At 68.3% G+C, this 15300-nt stretch carries 15 protein-coding genes and 2 pseudogenes; 7 read left to right on the top strand and 10 right to left on the bottom strand.

The genetic code is table 11. The features are described 5' to 3' along the window. Positions 1-106 precede the first annotated feature (106 nt). Positions 107-643: a TetR family transcriptional regulator gene (locus ABZ345_RS37770; RefSeq protein WP_359859569.1), complete on the top strand. Its 537-nt coding sequence runs from the start codon at positions 107-109 to the stop codon at positions 641-643. 154 nt (positions 644-797) lie between these two features. Here the strand turns inward: ABZ345_RS37770 and ABZ345_RS37765 are convergent, their stop codons facing one another. The 3 genes from ABZ345_RS37765 to ABZ345_RS37755 are packed head-to-tail and all read right to left on the bottom strand — an operon-like array spanning position 798 to position 3987. After that, a complete protein-coding gene (locus ABZ345_RS37765) occupies positions 798-1574 on the bottom strand; it encodes an ABC transporter permease (protein WP_359859567.1) in 777 nt (258 codons plus the stop codon). Next, a complete protein-coding gene (locus tag ABZ345_RS37760; RefSeq protein WP_359859565.1) occupies positions 1571-3055 on the bottom strand; it encodes a hypothetical protein in 1485 nt (494 codons plus the stop codon). The genes ABZ345_RS37765 and ABZ345_RS37760 overlap by 4 nt, the downstream gene beginning before the upstream one ends. After that, a complete protein-coding gene (locus tag ABZ345_RS37755; protein ID WP_359859563.1) occupies positions 3052-3987 on the bottom strand; it encodes an ATP-binding cassette domain-containing protein in 936 nt (311 codons plus the stop codon). Before ABZ345_RS37755 ends, ABZ345_RS37760 begins: the two co-directional genes overlap by 4 nt. Positions 3988-4106: 119 nt before the next feature. On the opposite strand from ABZ345_RS37755, the gene ABZ345_RS37750 reads away from it, so the two are divergent. The 3 genes from ABZ345_RS37750 to ABZ345_RS37740 all read left to right on the top strand — a co-directional run bounded on the left by ABZ345_RS37750 (position 4107) and on the right by ABZ345_RS37740 (position 6966). Beyond that, complete coding sequence (locus tag ABZ345_RS37750; protein ID WP_359859561.1) at positions 4107-4769, top strand: response regulator transcription factor; 663 nt, start codon at positions 4107-4109, stop codon at positions 4767-4769. 83 nt (positions 4770-4852) lie between these two features. Further along, positions 4853-5986 carry a HAMP domain-containing sensor histidine kinase gene (locus ABZ345_RS37745; protein ID WP_359859559.1) on the top strand — a complete coding sequence of 378 codons (1134 nt, stop codon included), beginning with the start codon at positions 4853-4855 and terminating at the stop codon, positions 5984-5986. 233 nt (positions 5987-6219) lie between these two features. Further along, a complete protein-coding gene (locus ABZ345_RS37740; protein ID WP_359859557.1) occupies positions 6220-6966 on the top strand; it encodes a methyltransferase domain-containing protein in 747 nt (248 codons plus the stop codon). A 205-nt stretch (positions 6967-7171) separates the two neighbouring features. Here the strand turns inward: ABZ345_RS37740 and ABZ345_RS37735 are convergent, their stop codons facing one another. From ABZ345_RS37735 to ABZ345_RS37720, 4 genes and pseudogenes are all read right to left on the bottom strand, one after another. Further along, positions 7172-7957 (bottom strand): spherulation-specific family 4 protein, encoded by a 786-nt coding sequence (locus ABZ345_RS37735; protein ID WP_359859555.1) that lies wholly within the window; start codon positions 7955-7957, stop codon positions 7172-7174. 70 nt (positions 7958-8027) lie between these two features. Beyond that, positions 8028-8126: pseudogene (locus ABZ345_RS37730) on the bottom strand (IS5/IS1182 family transposase); the annotation flags it as partial. A 212-nt stretch (positions 8127-8338) separates the two neighbouring features. After that, a complete protein-coding gene (locus tag ABZ345_RS37725; protein WP_359859553.1) occupies positions 8339-9319 on the bottom strand; it encodes an NADPH:quinone reductase in 981 nt (326 codons plus the stop codon). A 23-nt stretch (positions 9320-9342) separates the two neighbouring features. Further along, entirely contained in the window at positions 9343-9915 is a 573-nt protein-coding gene (locus ABZ345_RS37720; protein WP_359859551.1) for a PadR family transcriptional regulator, read from the bottom strand. On the opposite strand from ABZ345_RS37720, the gene ABZ345_RS37715 reads away from it, so the two are divergent. The 3 genes and pseudogenes from ABZ345_RS37715 (at position 9908) to ABZ345_RS37705 (ending at position 10898) form a co-directional block, all read left to right on the top strand. Continuing rightward, complete coding sequence (locus tag ABZ345_RS37715; protein WP_359859549.1) at positions 9908-10435, top strand: ester cyclase; 528 nt, start codon at positions 9908-9910, stop codon at positions 10433-10435. The genes ABZ345_RS37720 and ABZ345_RS37715 overlap by 8 nt on opposite strands. 72 nt (positions 10436-10507) lie before the next feature. Beyond that, positions 10508-10672, top strand: a pseudogene (locus tag ABZ345_RS37710) (cytochrome P450); the annotation flags it as partial. A gap of 67 nt (positions 10673-10739) precedes the next feature. Then, complete coding sequence (locus ABZ345_RS37705; RefSeq protein WP_359859547.1) at positions 10740-10898, top strand: cytochrome P450; 159 nt, start codon at positions 10740-10742, stop codon at positions 10896-10898. A gap of 371 nt (positions 10899-11269) precedes the next feature. Here ABZ345_RS37705 and ABZ345_RS37700 read toward each other — a convergent pair whose 3' ends face one another. The 3 genes from ABZ345_RS37700 to ABZ345_RS37690 form a co-directional block, all read right to left on the bottom strand. Then, positions 11270-11605, bottom strand: coding sequence for a TetR/AcrR family transcriptional regulator C-terminal domain-containing protein (locus ABZ345_RS37700; protein ID WP_359859608.1), 336 nt, complete (start codon positions 11603-11605; stop codon positions 11270-11272). A gap of 256 nt (positions 11606-11861) precedes the next feature. Next, positions 11862-12188 (bottom strand): hypothetical protein, encoded by a 327-nt coding sequence (locus ABZ345_RS37695; protein ID WP_359859545.1) that lies wholly within the window; start codon positions 12186-12188, stop codon positions 11862-11864. Positions 12189-12476: 288 nt separating this feature from the next. Next, the gene (locus ABZ345_RS37690) at positions 12477-15197 is read right to left on the bottom strand and encodes a hypothetical protein (RefSeq protein ID WP_359859543.1); all 2721 of its coding nucleotides are present in this window, start codon (positions 15195-15197) and stop codon (positions 12477-12479) included. Between the last annotated feature and the right edge of the window lie 103 nt (positions 15198-15300).

Below are 15300 nucleotides of genomic sequence, written 5' to 3'. Positions count from 1 at the left end.
CGCCAGTCACTGGCGCAACGTGGTGTCAGTCACTGACGCAACGCGGTAGGCTCGGTTGGTGCCACGAAGCGGAGCAGAAGCACGTCGCCGCCTTCAGCAGGCGGCCTTGGAGCTGTATCAGGAACGGGGGTTCGACCAGACCACCGCGGCGGAGATCGCCGCGCGGGCCGGGGTCAACGAGCGCACGTTCTTCCGGCACTTCCCGGACAAGCGCGAGGTGCTCTTCGACGGCGAAGCCGACCTGCGCGCCGCGCTGATGCAGTCGGTGGCCGAAGCGCCCGATGGGCTGGAGCCGTTCGAGGCACTGCTGTACGCCTTCCGGAAATCCGCGCGGAATCTGGAGAACAACCGCCCGTTCTCCGAACCACGGTGGAAAGTCGTCGCGGTCACCCCGGCGCTCCGCGAGCGCGAGCTGGCCAAGCATGCGTGGCTCACGGACGCCGCAGCGGAGGCGCTGCGGCAGCGCGGTGTCGGTGACGGGCTGGCCGCCCTGGCTGCCCGGACTGGCTGGGCCGCCTTCCAGCACGCGGTCCAAGCCTGGATCGACAACCCCGCGCAGAGTTTGGACACACATCTGCTGCGAGCCTTCGACGACCTGCACGCCCTCTCCACGACCATCCGATCAGGACAGACACAGGCCTAGAACCGATACCGCCCACCCGCGGCCACCGAACATCGCGACCGGACCCCGTCACGAGTGCAAGGCCGCCGGAGCCTGAGTACGAACATCCGCTCGTCGGCATGAGTGCGCTTGACCAACGCTCTCGCAAACCGTGACACGACAGTGCGGTCGTGCATCAGGCGTCACGCAGGCGCAGCAGCAATGTGCCGGCCAGAAGTGCGGCGGTGGCCCAGGCGGTGAGGACGCCGAGGCCTGCCCATGGAGTGATGGGCAGGTTGTGGAGATCGGTGGTGGCTTGGATGGTGAGTCCGGCGCTCATCGGTCCGATCTGCTGGAGCAGGCGTTGCCAGTGCGGATCGCCGATCACCGGGGCGAGGACGGGGACGAGGTAGAGCAGGCCGAGGATGACCCCGATGCTGGTTGCCGAATCGCGCACGATGGTGGCGACACCGAGGCTGAGCAGGGCGATCAGGGCCAGGTAGAGGATCGACCCGACGGTCGCGCGCAGTGTCGGCCCGTCGGCCAGGGACAGGGGCGGATAGCCGTGGGCGGGTGTGAAGCCGTGGCTGGGCAGGATGAGCCGCCCGGCCAGGAGCGACCCGAGAACCGCGATGGTTCCGGCCCCGGCCACGACGCCGGTGATGGTGATGGCTTTGGCCGTGAGGACGATGGCCCGGCGCGGCACTGCCGTCAGGCTGATGCCGATCATGCCTGTGCTGTACTCGCCGCTGATGACCAGTACGGCAAGGATGACGACCAGCGCCTGCCCCAGCTGAACGCCGGTGAGGCTGAGCTTGGTCGTGTCGTGGCCGCAACCGGCGGCGGCGCAGGTCATGACCGAGGTGACCGCGACGCTCAGTGCCACGGTCGCGGCGATGGCGGCGAGCAGCAGCCACCGCGGGCCGGTGAGGGTGCGGATCTTCGTCCACTCCGAGCGCAGGGCCAGTCTCATGCGTCCCTCCTGTGGAGCACGACGGCTGCCGCGGCCAGGCTCACCAGCGCGTAGCCGGCCAGTACGGCGAGTCCGGCCCACGGTGCGAGCGGGTAGTAGCCGTTGTACGGCGTGTAGACGCTGGCTACCTGGTGATACGGCACGACTGTCTGCTGGACGGCGAAGGCCGCGGCTGGTGTCAGCCGGGTCAGCCAGTCCGTCACGCCGGCGGGGATGAACGGGATCTGGGCCACCATGAGGTAGGGCAGCACGATGACCGTCGTGACGGCGGTGACCGCCCCGGCACTGCGCCGGAACAGGGTGCCGGCGGCAAGCGCCAGGATTGAGGCGGTCGCGAGCAGGGCGGCGGTCCCGAGCACGATCCGGAGCTGGGTCGAGGACGTTGCCGGGAACAGGTACACGCCGTTGACCCGAGCGAGGTGTCCGCCCAAGGGAATCGCGATGGCGGCGCCGGCCAGCCCTGCGGTGAAGGTGACGGTGCCCAGGACGGTCGCCTTGGCCGCCAGCACCCGGCTCCGTCTCGGGCCGGCGGCCAGGGTCACGTGGATCAGATCCCGGTATTCCGTGGTGATGAACAGCGTCCCGACGACGATGACCGCGATCAGCGCGGGGAACGTACCGGTGAGAATGTCCGCGATGGTGCCGGCGGTTCCCAGCGACGCGCGGACGGCGGGCGCGATGTCGCCGGTTCCGGTCACGGTGATGCTGCCGCCGGACTCCGTGACCGAACCCGACGGGTTCGGCGGGGAGCCGGCGAAGCTGGGGGATTCGGGTCCGACCTGGTCACCAGTCCAGTGGTCACCGAGCCGGCCACCCTGGACACGGAGGTCCGCGAAGACGGCCGTGGCCACGGTGGGGACGGTGCCTGGTCCCTGCACGGCATCCGGGGAGGCGACGAACAGCCCGGCTTGCACGGTTGATCCGAGCTCTTCCAGACGAACGGCGCCGACTGTTGTCCAGTGCGTGCCGTCGGTGGAGTTGTAGCCGGTGATCGCGTCGCCGGAGCGGTCCAGCCGCAGCCAGCGAACAGATGTGGCGGAGACGGGGCCGGGGAGACCGGGCGTGTCGTTGACGTAGTTGTCCTGCATCCGCACGCCCTGGCTGCCGGTGACCATGATCGCGGCGTAGGGCGATCCCTGGCGGGTGCCGTCCTTGATGATGAGCCCTGCCTTGGCCCACGGCACGGTGCCGGGCCGCAGGTCCGCGGGACCTGAGGCGATGCTGCTCGTGAGCGAGGACACGGAGATCGTGATGCTGCCGTTTCCGGTCAGCGGCTGGTGCACGAAGTAGAAGCTGTCGTTGACCGGCTCGCCGCCGGGGCCGATCGGAACAGGCGGTGCGCCGTGCTGATCGCTGCTGACTCCGGCGAGCAGAGCGACCAGCACCACCATCAGCGCCGTGGCGATCATGCCGGCGACCCAGCCCCGGATGGTGCGGAATTTGGTCCACTCCGCGTGCAGCAACTGGGGAAAGGGAGTCATCGCGACACCTCCGCGGGCGTCGCCGCGCGGAACTCGGCCGCGTCGTGCGTGAGTTCCAGGTAGGCGTCCTCGAGCGTGGCGCGGTGCGCTGATATCTCGGAGAACGGAACCCTGTTCTCGTTGAGCAGCCTCACGACGCGGTCTGGCGACAGGCCGGCGACGGTGGCGGTGTCCTGGCCTGTTGCCGTCACGGTGGCGCCGGCATGCGCGAGCAGCCGCGTCGCGTCGGGCAGGGTCGTGGTGCGCAGGGCCACCCGGTTCCTGGACGCGGCCGCGATCAGGTCGGCCACGCTGGCGTCGGCGATGGCCTTGCCGCGCCCGGCCACGACCAGATGATCAGCCGCGCCCTGCAGTTCGCTCATGAGATGGCTGGACACCAGGACGGCGCGACCCTGGCCGGCCAGCGACCGCAGGAAGCCACGCATCCAGATGATGCCTTCCGGGTCCATGCCGTTGAACGGCTCGTCGAGCATGATGATCGGCGGGTCACCCAGCAGGGCCGCTGCGATCCCGAGCCGCTGCAGCATGCCCAGCGAGTAGCCGCCGGCCTTGCGCCGGGCCGCCGGGGTCAGGCCGACCTGCTCGATCACCTGGTCCACCCGGTGCGCGGCCAGGCCCTGGGAATGAGCCAGCCAGAGCAGGTGGTTGCGCCCGCTGCGGGATGGGTGCGGCGCCGCCGCGTCCAGCAATGAGCCGACGTGGCGCAGTGGATGCCGGAGACGGTGGTACGGCTCACCTTCGACCAGGGCGGTGCCCTCCTCGACCGCGGCCAGGCCGAGGACCACCCGCATCGTGGTGGACTTCCCTGCCCCGTTCGGCCCCACGAAGCCGGTCACCAGTCCCGGACGGACGGTGAAGGACATGCCGTCGAGAGCCTGGGTCGCCCCGTATCGCTTGCGCAGTCCCGCGACGACAATTCCGGCGGCGCTCATCGCCGTGCCCAGGTGGTTCGAAATGGACTCATGCCGCAGGTTGTACGCAGCATCCGGTCGCAGCCCGGTCTCAGCCGCTGCGACCTGGCTGGAACCTCGCCTCTGGCATCGTTGGGCACATGAGAGTCCTGGTGGTCGAGGATTTCGAGGTGTTGGCCCGTTCCATCGGCACCGGGCTGCGCCGCGAAGGCATGGCCGTCGACGTAGCCCTGGACGGAACCGCCGCCTACGACCGCCTGGCCGTCACCCGCTACGACGTGGTGATCCTCGACCGGGACCTGCCCGGTGTCCACGGGGACGAGATCTGCCGGCAGCTCGCCGACAACCGCTGTGCGAGCCGCGTGCTGATGCTCACTGCTTCGGACACGATCGAGGATCGCGTGCACGGGCTCGGCCTCGGCGCCGACGACTACCTGCCGAAGCCGTTCGCCTTCGCCGAGTTGGTCGCTCGCGTCCGTGCCCTCGCTCGCCGCGCCGTGCCGCCACTGCCGCCCACTCTCGTGTGCGGGGACATCACCCTCGACCCGGCCCGCCGCCTGGTGTTCCGCGCCGGTCGGCGCCTGGAGCTCAGTCCCAAGGAGTTCGCCCTCCTCGAATGCCTTCTGGCCGCGCCCGGCCTGGTCATCTCCGCCGAGGAACTGCTCGAACGAGTCTGGGACGAAGCAGCCGACCCCTTCACGTCCGCGGTCAAGCACACCGTGCACCGGCTGCGCGCGAAGCTCGGCGACCCGTCCGTGATCGAGACCGTCCGCGAAGGCGGCTATCGGATCGGCTCACCATGACGGGCCCCAGGCCGTTGCCCGGGCGGTCCTTGCAAGCCAGGCTCACGGTCTTCTACGCCACCGGCATCTTCCTCGCCGGGATCGTGGTCCTCGCCATCGTCACCATCCCCCTCGCCGGCATCCAGTCGACCATTCCCGCCCACAGCCCGGCCCCGGCCGCGATCACCGGAACCGGGGACGGGATCGGCCCGCACCAGCTCCTCGTCGGCTCCGCGGTAGCGCTCGTGGTCCTCATCCCCATCGCTGTCGGCGGCGGCTGGTTCGTCGCAGGGCGTTTCCTCAGGCCCCTGCGGGCCATCACCGCCACCGCCAAGGCCATCTCCGCGGGCAACCTCGACCAGCGCCTCGACCTCGGCGAGCCCGTGGACGAGCTGACCGAGCTGGGTCACATCCTCGACGATCTCTTCGCCCGCCTCGAAGCCTCCTTCAACGCTCAACGACACTTCGTCGCCAACGCCTCCCACGAATTACGCACCCCCCTGGCCGGACTGCGGACCCTTCTCGAAGTCACCCTCGCCGATCCCGACGCCGACACCGGCACTCTCCGCTCAGCCTGCGAGGAAGCCCTCACCCTGGGAGAACACCAGGAACGGCTCGTCCAAGCACTGCTCGCCCTGGCCACCAGCGAGCGTGGCGTCACCCGCTGGGACACCCTCGACCTCGCCCAGGTCGTCACCGGGGTACTCGTCTCCCGTCGCGACCCAGCCACGCAGAAAGGCATCAACCTCGCCGAGCACCTCACACCTGCGGTGACAGCGGGGGACCCGAGACTGATCGAAAGCCTTGTCGCCAACCTCATCGACAACGCCATCCGCCACAACCATCCGGACGGGCACATCCACGTCACCACGCAGACCTCCGGCGCGCACGTCGTCCTGACGGTCACCAACAGCGGACCTGTTGTCCCGGAAGACCAGCTCCAGCGACTTTTCCAGCCCTTCCAGCGACTCTCGCCCGGCCGCAACAACCACGCCGGTCACGGTCTCGGCCTCGCCATCGTCAACGCTGTGACCCAAGCTCACCACGCCACCCTCACCACCACCGCACGCTCCCAAGGCGGCCTGACGGTCACCGTTCGGTTCGCGCCCAGGCTTCCCCCGTACCGTAGAGACGTCACGCAAGGGATGCGGCGATCCATTGCGCCGCACCAGAACCAACAGGTGAAGACGCACGCCGACGGCCATCGACCAACGCCCCATCAGGCGCAAACGGAGTAACGCCGACAGCTGATCCAACGGCTCGATGCAACGGCTCTGCGGCTACGAGAGCGCGTCGGGGTCGGCGCGATAACCGGTGGACCGGCACGTGCGAGCCACCTAGCCTTCCGCTGATCCGCATGACCTTCCGTCCGAAGAGGTGCATTTGATGACTGTCCGGGTAGCCCGGCCGTTCACGGCCGACACCGCGCTGACCGCAGTGAACTACCCTTTGGACGTGAGGATTCCTCGAAGTGGATCTACCCCGTAGCTTCACCATCCGCGAGAGCGGCCACCGCATCCACAACCCGCTCACCAGCCAGAAACTGGCAACCCTGGGCGAGGCGCTGAACCCGTCACCCGGCACTCGGATGCTCGACCTGGCCTGCGGCTCGGGCGAGCTGCTGTGCACCTGGGCCCGCGATCACGGCATCACCGGAACCGGCGTCGACATCAGCACCGTGTTCCTGGCCGAGGCCCAGGCACGAGCGCTTGAACTGGACGTCGCCGACCAGGTCACTTTCATCCACGGTGACGCGTCGAACCACGTTGCCGACGACCCGGTCGACATCGGGTCGTGTGTCGGTGCGACTTGGATCGGAGGCGGTGTCGCCGGCACTGTGGACCTGCTCCGACGCAGCCTGCGCCCCGGCGGCACGATGCTGATCGGCGAACCGTACTGGCGCGGGCAACCCCCGGACCAGGCCACCGTCGAAGGCTGTCACGCCACCAGCGAGGACGACTTCCTCGCCCTCCCGGAACTGCTGGAACAGTTCGGGGAGCTGGATTGTGACGTGGTGGAGATGGTCCTGGCCGACCAGGACAGCTGGGACCGCTACGTCGCGGCTCAGTGGCTCAACATCCGCCGCTGGCTGGACGCGCATCCCGACGACGAGCTGGCCGAGCAGATGCGCGCGGAACTCACCACCGCTCCGGCACGCCACGCCCGCTACCAACGCGAGTACCTCGGCTGGGGCGTCTTCGCTCTGATGAACCGCTGACACCAGCGGCCGAGTGAGTCCCGGTGACCCGTCACCGGGACTCACTCACATCGGCAGAAGCGGATGTTCGCCGTCGCACCCGATCATCGGCAGGACGGTGCGTCAGGTGTCAGGTTGCGGATGGCCATGTACGCCGCCAAGACGTAGTTCGGGTGTCGATCAAGGTTCTTGCGGGCGCGGTCGTAGGGTCCCGCTGCCGGGCCGGTCATCGACCGACCGCCACCGCCCCTCGTTCCGCGCGCCAGTAGGTGGGCAGGGCTTCCCATGGGTTGGGCATGCCGTGATCGGTCACGTAAACCTGGCCGGCGTGCCGCCGCCTGGACTTGGTGACCGCGTCCCGCATCTGCTTCGCGTCGGACGCGTCGAACACCAGGTGCCAGAACCGCTTCGCCGGGTAGCCGTATTCCCAACCAGTGGGCGACCATCGCACGTAGTCCTGGTACCTGCCCTCGAAGGTGAGCAGGATGTCGGCGGCTCGCACGTAGCACTCGTCCGTGTTGGTTCCCGGGTTGAGCACCACGAGCGCGTTGGGGTTCAGGTTCTTCACGTAGTCGTGCAGCGCCTGGTAGTAGCCGAGTTCGTCGCAGGTGTTCGACACCTGGTCGAGGAAGATCCCGTCGGTTCCGTACCACCTGAACGCGTTCGATATGTCGGCCATGACCTCGGCCGGATCGCGACCGGTATATCCCGTGTCCACATAGGACAGCAGGGTTACTCCTGCTGACCTGGCGCGGCGGACGACCCGCCTGACCTCCGGCAGCGGGACCGGGCCAGGGCCGGACGCCGTTATGCCCACTATCGCCGTTCCCACCGTCGGCGTCGCGTTCCCCAGCCGCGACCACAGTGTCGTTCCGGCGGCGTCCGTTCCCCAGTAGGCGGGAACCGCGAGACGCTGCGCCGGACACGCCGACGCTTCGGCGGTGTCCGTGACGATCGTCAGAGAGACCGCGATCCACGCGCCGACGACCCGCACCCACAACGGATATCTCATCACCCGCGTCGCCCTTTTCCGGTGGAGCAACGGTTTACGATCATCCAACGTTGACGAAGCCAGTCTATGGGTGGAATCTCCACGTCTGCCAGGGCTCGCATTCCTCGGGCAGGTCGCGCCACGGCGTCCCGGCGCGAAAGCGTCACGCGATCCCTCCCAGGATCAGGCGGTCCGCGTCGGATCCACCGTCTTGACGACTTCATCGGCCCAGACCACGGCCGTCACGCCGAGATCGCGCCACGCGACCTGAAATACGGCGTTCACCCTTCCGGCCTTCCCCACACGGACCTCCATTCGACGTACTCCGTCTCCTGCCGGGGGCGCCAAGAACATGGGCAACATCATCGCGGCAATTGCGGGCGTTTCTGGTGACAGCTGTGGTCATTGGGGGAGGGTGACCAGGGCGCGGCCGCGGCTGCCGGTGTCGACGTGGTCGTGGGCCTTGGCGATGTCCGCCAGTTCGTAGCGGTCGCCGATCTCGACGGTCAGGGCGCCGGCGGAGGCGGCGGCGGTGAGATCGCGTGCTGCCTGGCGTTTCGCCTCTTCGGGGAAGTCGTCGCTGCCGATCAGGCGCAGGACGACGTTGTTGAACAGCAGGTTCCAGAAGGGGATCTCGGTCTGGTCCGCCCTCGTGGCATAGGCGGCGATGACCGCGCCGTTCGCCACGACGGCGTTGTCCAGGTCAGCGTTGTCGGACAGGGAGACCTCGACGATCCGGTGCACGCCCTCGGGCGCGTACGCGCGGATGGCCGCCGCCGGGTCCTGCTGGTCCAGCGCCACGGCGTGGGACACGACGGCCGGGTCGACCTGTGCGAGGTCCGCGCCGCGCCGGACCGTGCCGAGCACCCTCGCCCCGCCCCAGCGAGCGAGCTGGGCGGCCAGGGAGCCGACCCCGCCCAGGACGCCGTGCACCAGCACGAGTGTGCCGTCCACCGGGCCGTCGGCGAACACGGCGCGGTGGGCGGTGATGCCGGGGATGCCCAGTGCTGCGCCGAGCTCGTCGCTGAGGTGGTCGGGCAGCGGGACGGCCAGGCCCGCGGGTACGACGGTGTACTGGGCGGCCGTGCCGAAGGGCCGGTACGACTGGGCGCCGTAGGTCCACACCCGCTGTCCGATCCGGCGCTCGTCCACCCCCTCGCCCACGGCGTCGACGACCCCGGCGGCGTCGCTGTGCGGAATCACCCGCGGGAAGGGCATCGACGAGTTGAGCCAACCGCGCCGCTTCTTGGTGTCACCGGGATTGACCCCGGAAACGGTGACGCGAACGCGGACCTCGCCCGGGCCGGGGGTGGGGTCGGGCAGTTCGCCGACACGCAGCACGTCGGCGGCGGGGCCTTGGCGGTCGTACCAGGACGCAAGCACGGGGCGGCTACCTTCGGGGTTGATCAGCCTGACGGGTTGTCGAGCGCAGGAGGATCGGTCTCGGCGCGCGCGGTGACCGGCTCGTCCAGAACCTGGTGCAGCCAGGCGCGTTCGGCGCTGCTGATGGCACGGGCGGTCAGCAGCATGCCGCGCCGGTAGGGGTCGGCCATCTCCTCGGCGCGCAACGGCCGGTCGCCGTCGTAGAAGAAGCTCGCCGGTGTCTCCAGGAACTCCAGTCGCCGCCGCAGCACCGCATGCTGCTCGTCAACGTCCGGCAGGAGGGACAGGAACGCCAATACCGTGAAGAACCGCGTGAAGTCGCTGATCTCGTGGTCAGCCGGCGTGCGAAGCCGCCTGAGCAGTTCGGCGTGGCCGGCGGCGGTGATGTTCAGCATGTAGCGGGCCGCGCCTGCCGCGGGGTCCGCGCGCCGGTTCAACAGGCCCGCCGCGGCAAGACGTTTGATCGCCGGATACAGGCTGCCGTCGCTCGTCGGCCGGGTGTAGCCCATCAGCTCCGAGACGCGGCGGCGTAGTTCGTGTCCGGGCAACGGCCGCTGGGTCAGGAAGCCCAGTATTGCCAGGTCGAGCATGGCCATGGTCCAACCCTACATCGATTCGATGCAGACATCGAATCGATGTACGGTCGGGCTTCCGCTCGCTCGTGGCGAGCACGTGCAAGAAGAGAGGCGGACGGACATGTCGCCGCAGTCCACCGAATCCGTGATGAGTCGCTTCGTCGAGTTCATCAACACGGCCGATGAGGACCTTGCCCGCGAGGTCATCGCCCCGGAGGCCGAGTTCCACGCGCCAAGCCACCCGGAACCGCTGCGGGGGCCCGAGGGCTACCTGGAGCTGATCGCGATGATGCGCGCCGGCTTCCCGGATGTCCGGTGGACCCTGGAAGAGACCGTCACCGAAGGCGACACGGTGGCCGCCCGGTTCACCATGCGCGGAACGCACCAAGGCGAGTTCTTCGGAGTCCCTGCCAGCGGGAAGACGATCTCGGTCCAGGCCATGAACTTCTACTACCTGGCAGACGGAAAGATCATCAAGGAGCGGGGTCAGCCCAATCTCCTCGGCGTGCTGCAGCAGATCGGTGCCGTGCCCGCGCCCTGAGAGCGCAGTTCATCGGCGACCACGCCGGACGCCGACCGGATTCCGGCGGTGCGAGAGTGACGCGCCAGGACCATGGCCCCGAGTCGAATCCCTTCACTCGAGGTGATCTCGGGCGCGGTCGAGGAACTGTTGCGGTACATGACGATCGTGCACAGCCTCGTCGCCAGGGTGGCCAAAGACGACATCGAGATCGGCGTCACCCTCGTCGAAGCCGGTGAAATGCTGATCATGAATTTGTCCGCCGCCAACCGGGACCCGGCGTTCCTGGACGCCCCCGACATCCTCGACATCGACCGCAAAAGTATTGGGGCACACGGCCTTTGGTCACGGCGTCCATCAGTGCCTCGGCCAGACCCTCGCCCGCGCCGAACTGGAGATCGCGCTGCCCACGCTGTTGCGCCGCCTGCCGGGCCTGCGGCTCGCCATGCCGATCGAGGAGATCCGGTTCCGGGGCGTGGCGTGAGCTTGTCCGCCGGGCCGCCACCCATGCGAGTACACCTGATCGAACTGACTCCGGCGCGCGACGCGGCGGCCGGTCGACATCACCCGGCAGCTGCCGCGGTAGCGCACTCATCGGCATGAGAGTGCGTTCGGCGGACGGGCCGTGCACAGCGACGTTCCACCTGCACTGGCTGGTTGGTCTGTGCGGGGTGCCGACGACCACACCGGCAGGCTTGCTGCGGAGTCGGGCGGATGATCAGGTCCGCCGCCTGGAAGCACGCTGGTCCGGGGTTGTCTCGCCGATCCTTCGTTTTTCGCGCTGGTTCAATGGTCTCGTCGCGTGGTTGGGCTGTCGCCGGTTCGTGGTATCGCCGTCTGGCTTGATTGGACCGGTCAGGCCGGGTGGTTGGACGGTCGTGGGTTGAGCGTGTCGGTTGTGCCCGCGATGAGCGTTCGCAGGCCGTGTTCGAAGGTGTCGTCGCCGGTGGTGGTGCCGCCTTCGCGGATCGCTACCAGCAGGGGTGCCGACGTGCCTGCGTCGACCAGGGCGGCCAGCTCGTCGTTGAACATCTGGATGGTTGCCGGGCTGAGCCAGGCGGCACTGGCGACGATGCGTGCGCCGTCGCGGTGGGCGAGCAGGGACTGGCGGTAGGTGCGGGCCCGGCGGGTGAGCCAGTCCTGCCACGGTTCGCCGCCGCCGCGTCGACCTCGTCGACTGTGATGGTGCAGTAGCTGGTGCCGGGAGCCAGTTTGGTGGCCAGGTGTTGCTCGTGGACCGGTCGGTGCTCGATGAAGTCCGCCAGGGGCCGGTAGTCCAGCGTTGGCGCGGAGACCGCGCGGTCGCGGAAGGCGGTGCAGGGCGCCGCGACAGCAGCTACCACCACATCTGGTGGGAGGTTGTCGGCCTGGTCGAGCACGAGGTCGAGCCGGCCGAGCCTGGACAGCGCCATCGCGACCCAGTACTGGTCGGCAGCACCTCTTCGCGTCAACGCGTTGCGCAACGCCGAGTGACGCCGCTGTCGGGACGGCCGATCTCCGCCAGCAGCTTGGCGGCTCGCCAGCCGTGGTCAGGGGAGTCGAGCAGGTCGATCAGAGGCAGGAAGGCCGCTGGTCCGAGATCACGCAGAGCTGACTCGGCGTCCTCGGCAGTGACGGGGCCGTCGAAGGTGCCCAACAGACGAACCAGTTGCTCGGCGCGCTCTGCAGGTGGCAGTGACTCGATGCGGGACAGCGCGACGGTCTGCTCGTCCAACTCCGGAAAGTGGCGGCGCACCTCACCGGCGGTCAGCACGCGCTTGATGTCTGCTGCCACTGGCGAGTCGTGCCGGAACAAGCCTCCGCGGTCAGCGCCGTCTCCCACGGTCCAGCCAGGTCGGCTGGGAGCCAGTCCACGCGAAAGCCGTTCCAGTCCGGGACGTTCCAGCGCAGCTGCGCCTGAAGGCCGGCCGGCTCGCGCGCCAACGCTTCGACGCTGTTGATCCCGAGTCACGGAAGTCCGATCAGGCCGTCCTGCTCTCGATAGATGTGATTCAGCGCCGCCGCGTAGAACCGCTCGCCATGGCGACTACGCACCGCTTCCACGACAGACCGCACCACACTGTCATGGGCAGGGTGCGCTGTCCTGGAAGCGAAACGTGCACAGCGGATTCACGTCGGTGGCGTTGAGGTCTTTGATGGTCAGGATGGCGAGTGGCCGGTGCCGCCCGTCGCGGCCGCTGCGGAAGTCGATCCAGCCGGACACACCCTTGAAGCAGTTGGTGTTCGCCTCGCCGGTGCAGTCGAACTCGCGGAATTCTTGCGCGACGGTCGCGCGGTGCGGATTGCGTATGTCGGGGTTGTAGAAGACCCGCAGCTTGGTGCGAGTCGCGGCGTAGACGTACAGTCCGGCCGCGTCGTAGGCCATGCCCACCCGTTCCCCTGTCCAGCGGCGGTTGCCATCGTGCCTCGTGAGCTCCGCTCCGAACGCCAGCCACGCCGGCGGCCTGTCGCCTCTGGGGGAGTAGAGGCCGTTCAGCCCCTTGCAGAACCTCACCATGGGTCGTTCGTTGTCCGGCCGGGCGGCCGGGTCGGGATCACCAGTGGCGACACATGAGTTTCCGGCGAGCACCACCCGGTTGGCGAGGGACACGTAGCCGAGCGAGGCGCCCGCGAACTTCGTGGAACGACGGCTCTCCCCTTCGGCGATGAACCTCGTGATCGCGTCATCGCCGATGACCATCGGCCGGGTCGAGAGCGGACATGTGTCCAGCACCTTGTTCAGAAAGTCGGTGAATCCGGTCTCACGCCCCGCGTAGAACACGATGTCATCGGTGCCGCACTTGACATCGGCGGTCGATGGCGTGCGCCACTGGGTGAACTGGATCCGGGTCCGCTCCGAACGCAATGCGGCAAGTTGGTCGTGCAGCGACTGCAGGTACTCGTCTGGTTCCTGTGCCAGATCTGGGTGGAAGACGGTGAGCGACTTGCCAAGAGAGGCCGCGTACTCGGCGATCATCTTCGCTTGCGGGCCGTTGCCTGCCGAGAGCTGGAAGTACAACGACGACAGTGTGTGCAGCGATTCGCCGGTCAAAGTCGTCGCCAGCAGAGGAATCCCGTGCGCGCCCAGCACCCCGATCGCGTTTTCGGTCTCGGCCACGGTACGTCCTCCGCCGACGACGCCCATCACCGTGTCGTCGCGTTCGGCGAGCGGCACGACGAACTGGTCGACCGTGCGTCTGGCGTGCTTCATCTGGTAGCCGCCGTTGGCGATCACGATGCGCAGCAACGGGTTCAGCGCGTCATCGGTCGAGTTGCCGATCGTGTTGGCCTCCGCCTGCTGGATCAGCAGCCCGGTCAACTCCTCAGCCTCCGCGTCGTCGGTACCCTCTCTGATCGTCGGATGGGTCAGCTCGGCGATGTAGACCAACGTGAGCACCGGTCGGCCTGGGTTCTCCTTGTGCAACCGTTGGGCCACGGCGTTCTGTTCGAACACCGCCTCCTGTGCCCTGCGGAGCTTGTCCGTGCTGCCGAAGATGAAGCCCGCCGCGCTGAATCCGATGCACTCGGACGTCTCCGGCATCCACACGGTGGCCGCTGACGGCATCTCCGCGCCCTCACACGGTTCCGTTCGCAGCCACGCTGGGACGACTGCCGCCGCGGTGCCGACCAGCAGTGCCAGCACGGCGGCGACGATCACCGGCTTTCTCGCGAACCACGGCATCCGGCGCGGCTCCCAGCACTCGCCGACCATGTCGGGGACGACAGGCGGCCGCTCCAGCCGGAGAGCGACGAACCGTGCCGTCGGCTCGAATTGCTGCCGCTTCCACGGCAGTTGCCGCTTCCACGAAGCGACGGTGGACTTGATCGCGCTGACTGGCTCGACCCGCAGGCTCAGCCCTTCCGGCTCACCGGTCGCGGTGGCGACGACCAGCAGTGGGTCGTGCGCGCCTGTCTGGTTGCGCACGTCGTTGATCAGACGCAGTAGCTCCCACCCGCCGTTGAGCTCGGTGATCCCGCGCAGCACCACCGTCACATACCCGGTGCGCCGCCACCGGCGCAGCCACCACGTGCGGGTGCCGTAGAAGAGCCGAAGGTCACGCAGGAAAGCGTGCACCAGCAACAGTTTCACCTGCCGCAGGTTCTCGTGTTCGCGGTTGTCCACGGTCAGCCGCCGCGCGAACCGCAGGAACCCCGCCGAGTGCGCGGGCACCATGTACGGCTGGCGCATCATCCACCTCGGTTCGCCGCCGCGCAGCCCATGCACCCACAACCACCGCCCGAGCATGCGCGCCGTCCCCGGCACCAACCTGGTCAGCGCCAGCGTCTTGTCCGTGGTGACCGCCGCCAGTGCGGGCCCGACCACGTCCTCGCCCTCGTTCGCGGGCGGCGAGTACCACTCGAGAAGCTTGCCGCGGAACGGCATCTGCTGGTCACGGTCCAATGTGGACGCCTGGTGCCTGGTCAGCCAATCCACCAGGCGGAAGGTGTGAAAGGGGATCTCGCGGCCCGCGCCGTATCGGTCTGTGCCGAGCCGCGTGACCAGCAGATTGAGCAGGGGCAGCAGCGGACGGCCCTGCGCGGGATCGACGACGCCGTCGTCAGCGTCCACCGCCGCCGAGGGGACGAGCCTGCGCGGTGTGTGCCGAACCTTGGCGGGGTCGGGCCGGAGTCTTGCCTGCAGCGCGTCCGCCACCGCCTCGGTGGCATCCGACGACCCGATCAGGCAGAGCAACGGCAGCGCCTGCTCGCCACGCAGGTCATCGCGATCCTCCTTGCGCCACCTCCACCTCGGCCGTTCGCTCAGCTCGCGGACTACCTGCAGTAAGTCATCCAGATCATCCATGCACTATTCCCGGAGCGGCGCGACAAGGATCATCGAACGTATCTGACGCCTATCTTCGGGTAAACATGCGGGGCCAAATGAGATAGAGTTTTCAGTCGTTCGG

The sequence above is a fragment of the Lentzea sp. NPDC005914 genome (assembly GCF_040629405.1).
In the GTDB taxonomy this organism is placed as follows: Bacteria; Actinomycetota; Actinomycetes; order Mycobacteriales; family Pseudonocardiaceae; genus Lentzea.
Note: the sequence above shows the minus strand (reverse complement) of the source record. Positions and strands in the feature narration are given on the sequence as shown.

What these genes read in the sequence shown, in the direction of transcription:
- ABZ345_RS37765 (WP_359859567.1), bottom strand. Translation starts at nt 1,574, where the DNA reads ATGAGACTGGCCCTGCGCTCGGAGTGGACGAAGATCCGCACCCTCACC.
- ABZ345_RS37760 (WP_359859565.1), bottom strand. Translation starts at nt 3,055, where the DNA reads ATGACTCCCTTTCCCCAGTTGCTGCACGCGGAGTGGACCAAATTCCGC.
- ABZ345_RS37755 (WP_359859563.1), bottom strand. Translation starts at nt 3,987, where the DNA reads ATGAGCGCCGCCGGAATTGTCGTCGCGGGACTGCGCAAGCGATACGGG.
- ABZ345_RS37750 (WP_359859561.1), top strand. Translation starts at nt 4,107, where the DNA reads ATGAGAGTCCTGGTGGTCGAGGATTTCGAGGTGTTGGCCCGTTCCATC.
- ABZ345_RS37735 (WP_359859555.1), bottom strand. Translation starts at nt 7,957, where the DNA reads ATGAGATATCCGTTGTGGGTGCGGGTCGTCGGCGCGTGGATCGCGGTC.
- ABZ345_RS37715 (WP_359859549.1), top strand. Translation starts at nt 9,908, where the DNA reads ATGGCCATGGTCCAACCCTACATCGATTCGATGCAGACATCGAATCGA.
- ABZ345_RS37720 (WP_359859551.1), bottom strand. Translation starts at nt 9,915, where the DNA reads ATGGCCATGCTCGACCTGGCAATACTGGGCTTCCTGACCCAGCGGCCG.
- ABZ345_RS37690 (WP_359859543.1), bottom strand. Translation starts at nt 15,197, where the DNA reads ATGGATGATCTGGATGACTTACTGCAGGTAGTCCGCGAGCTGAGCGAA.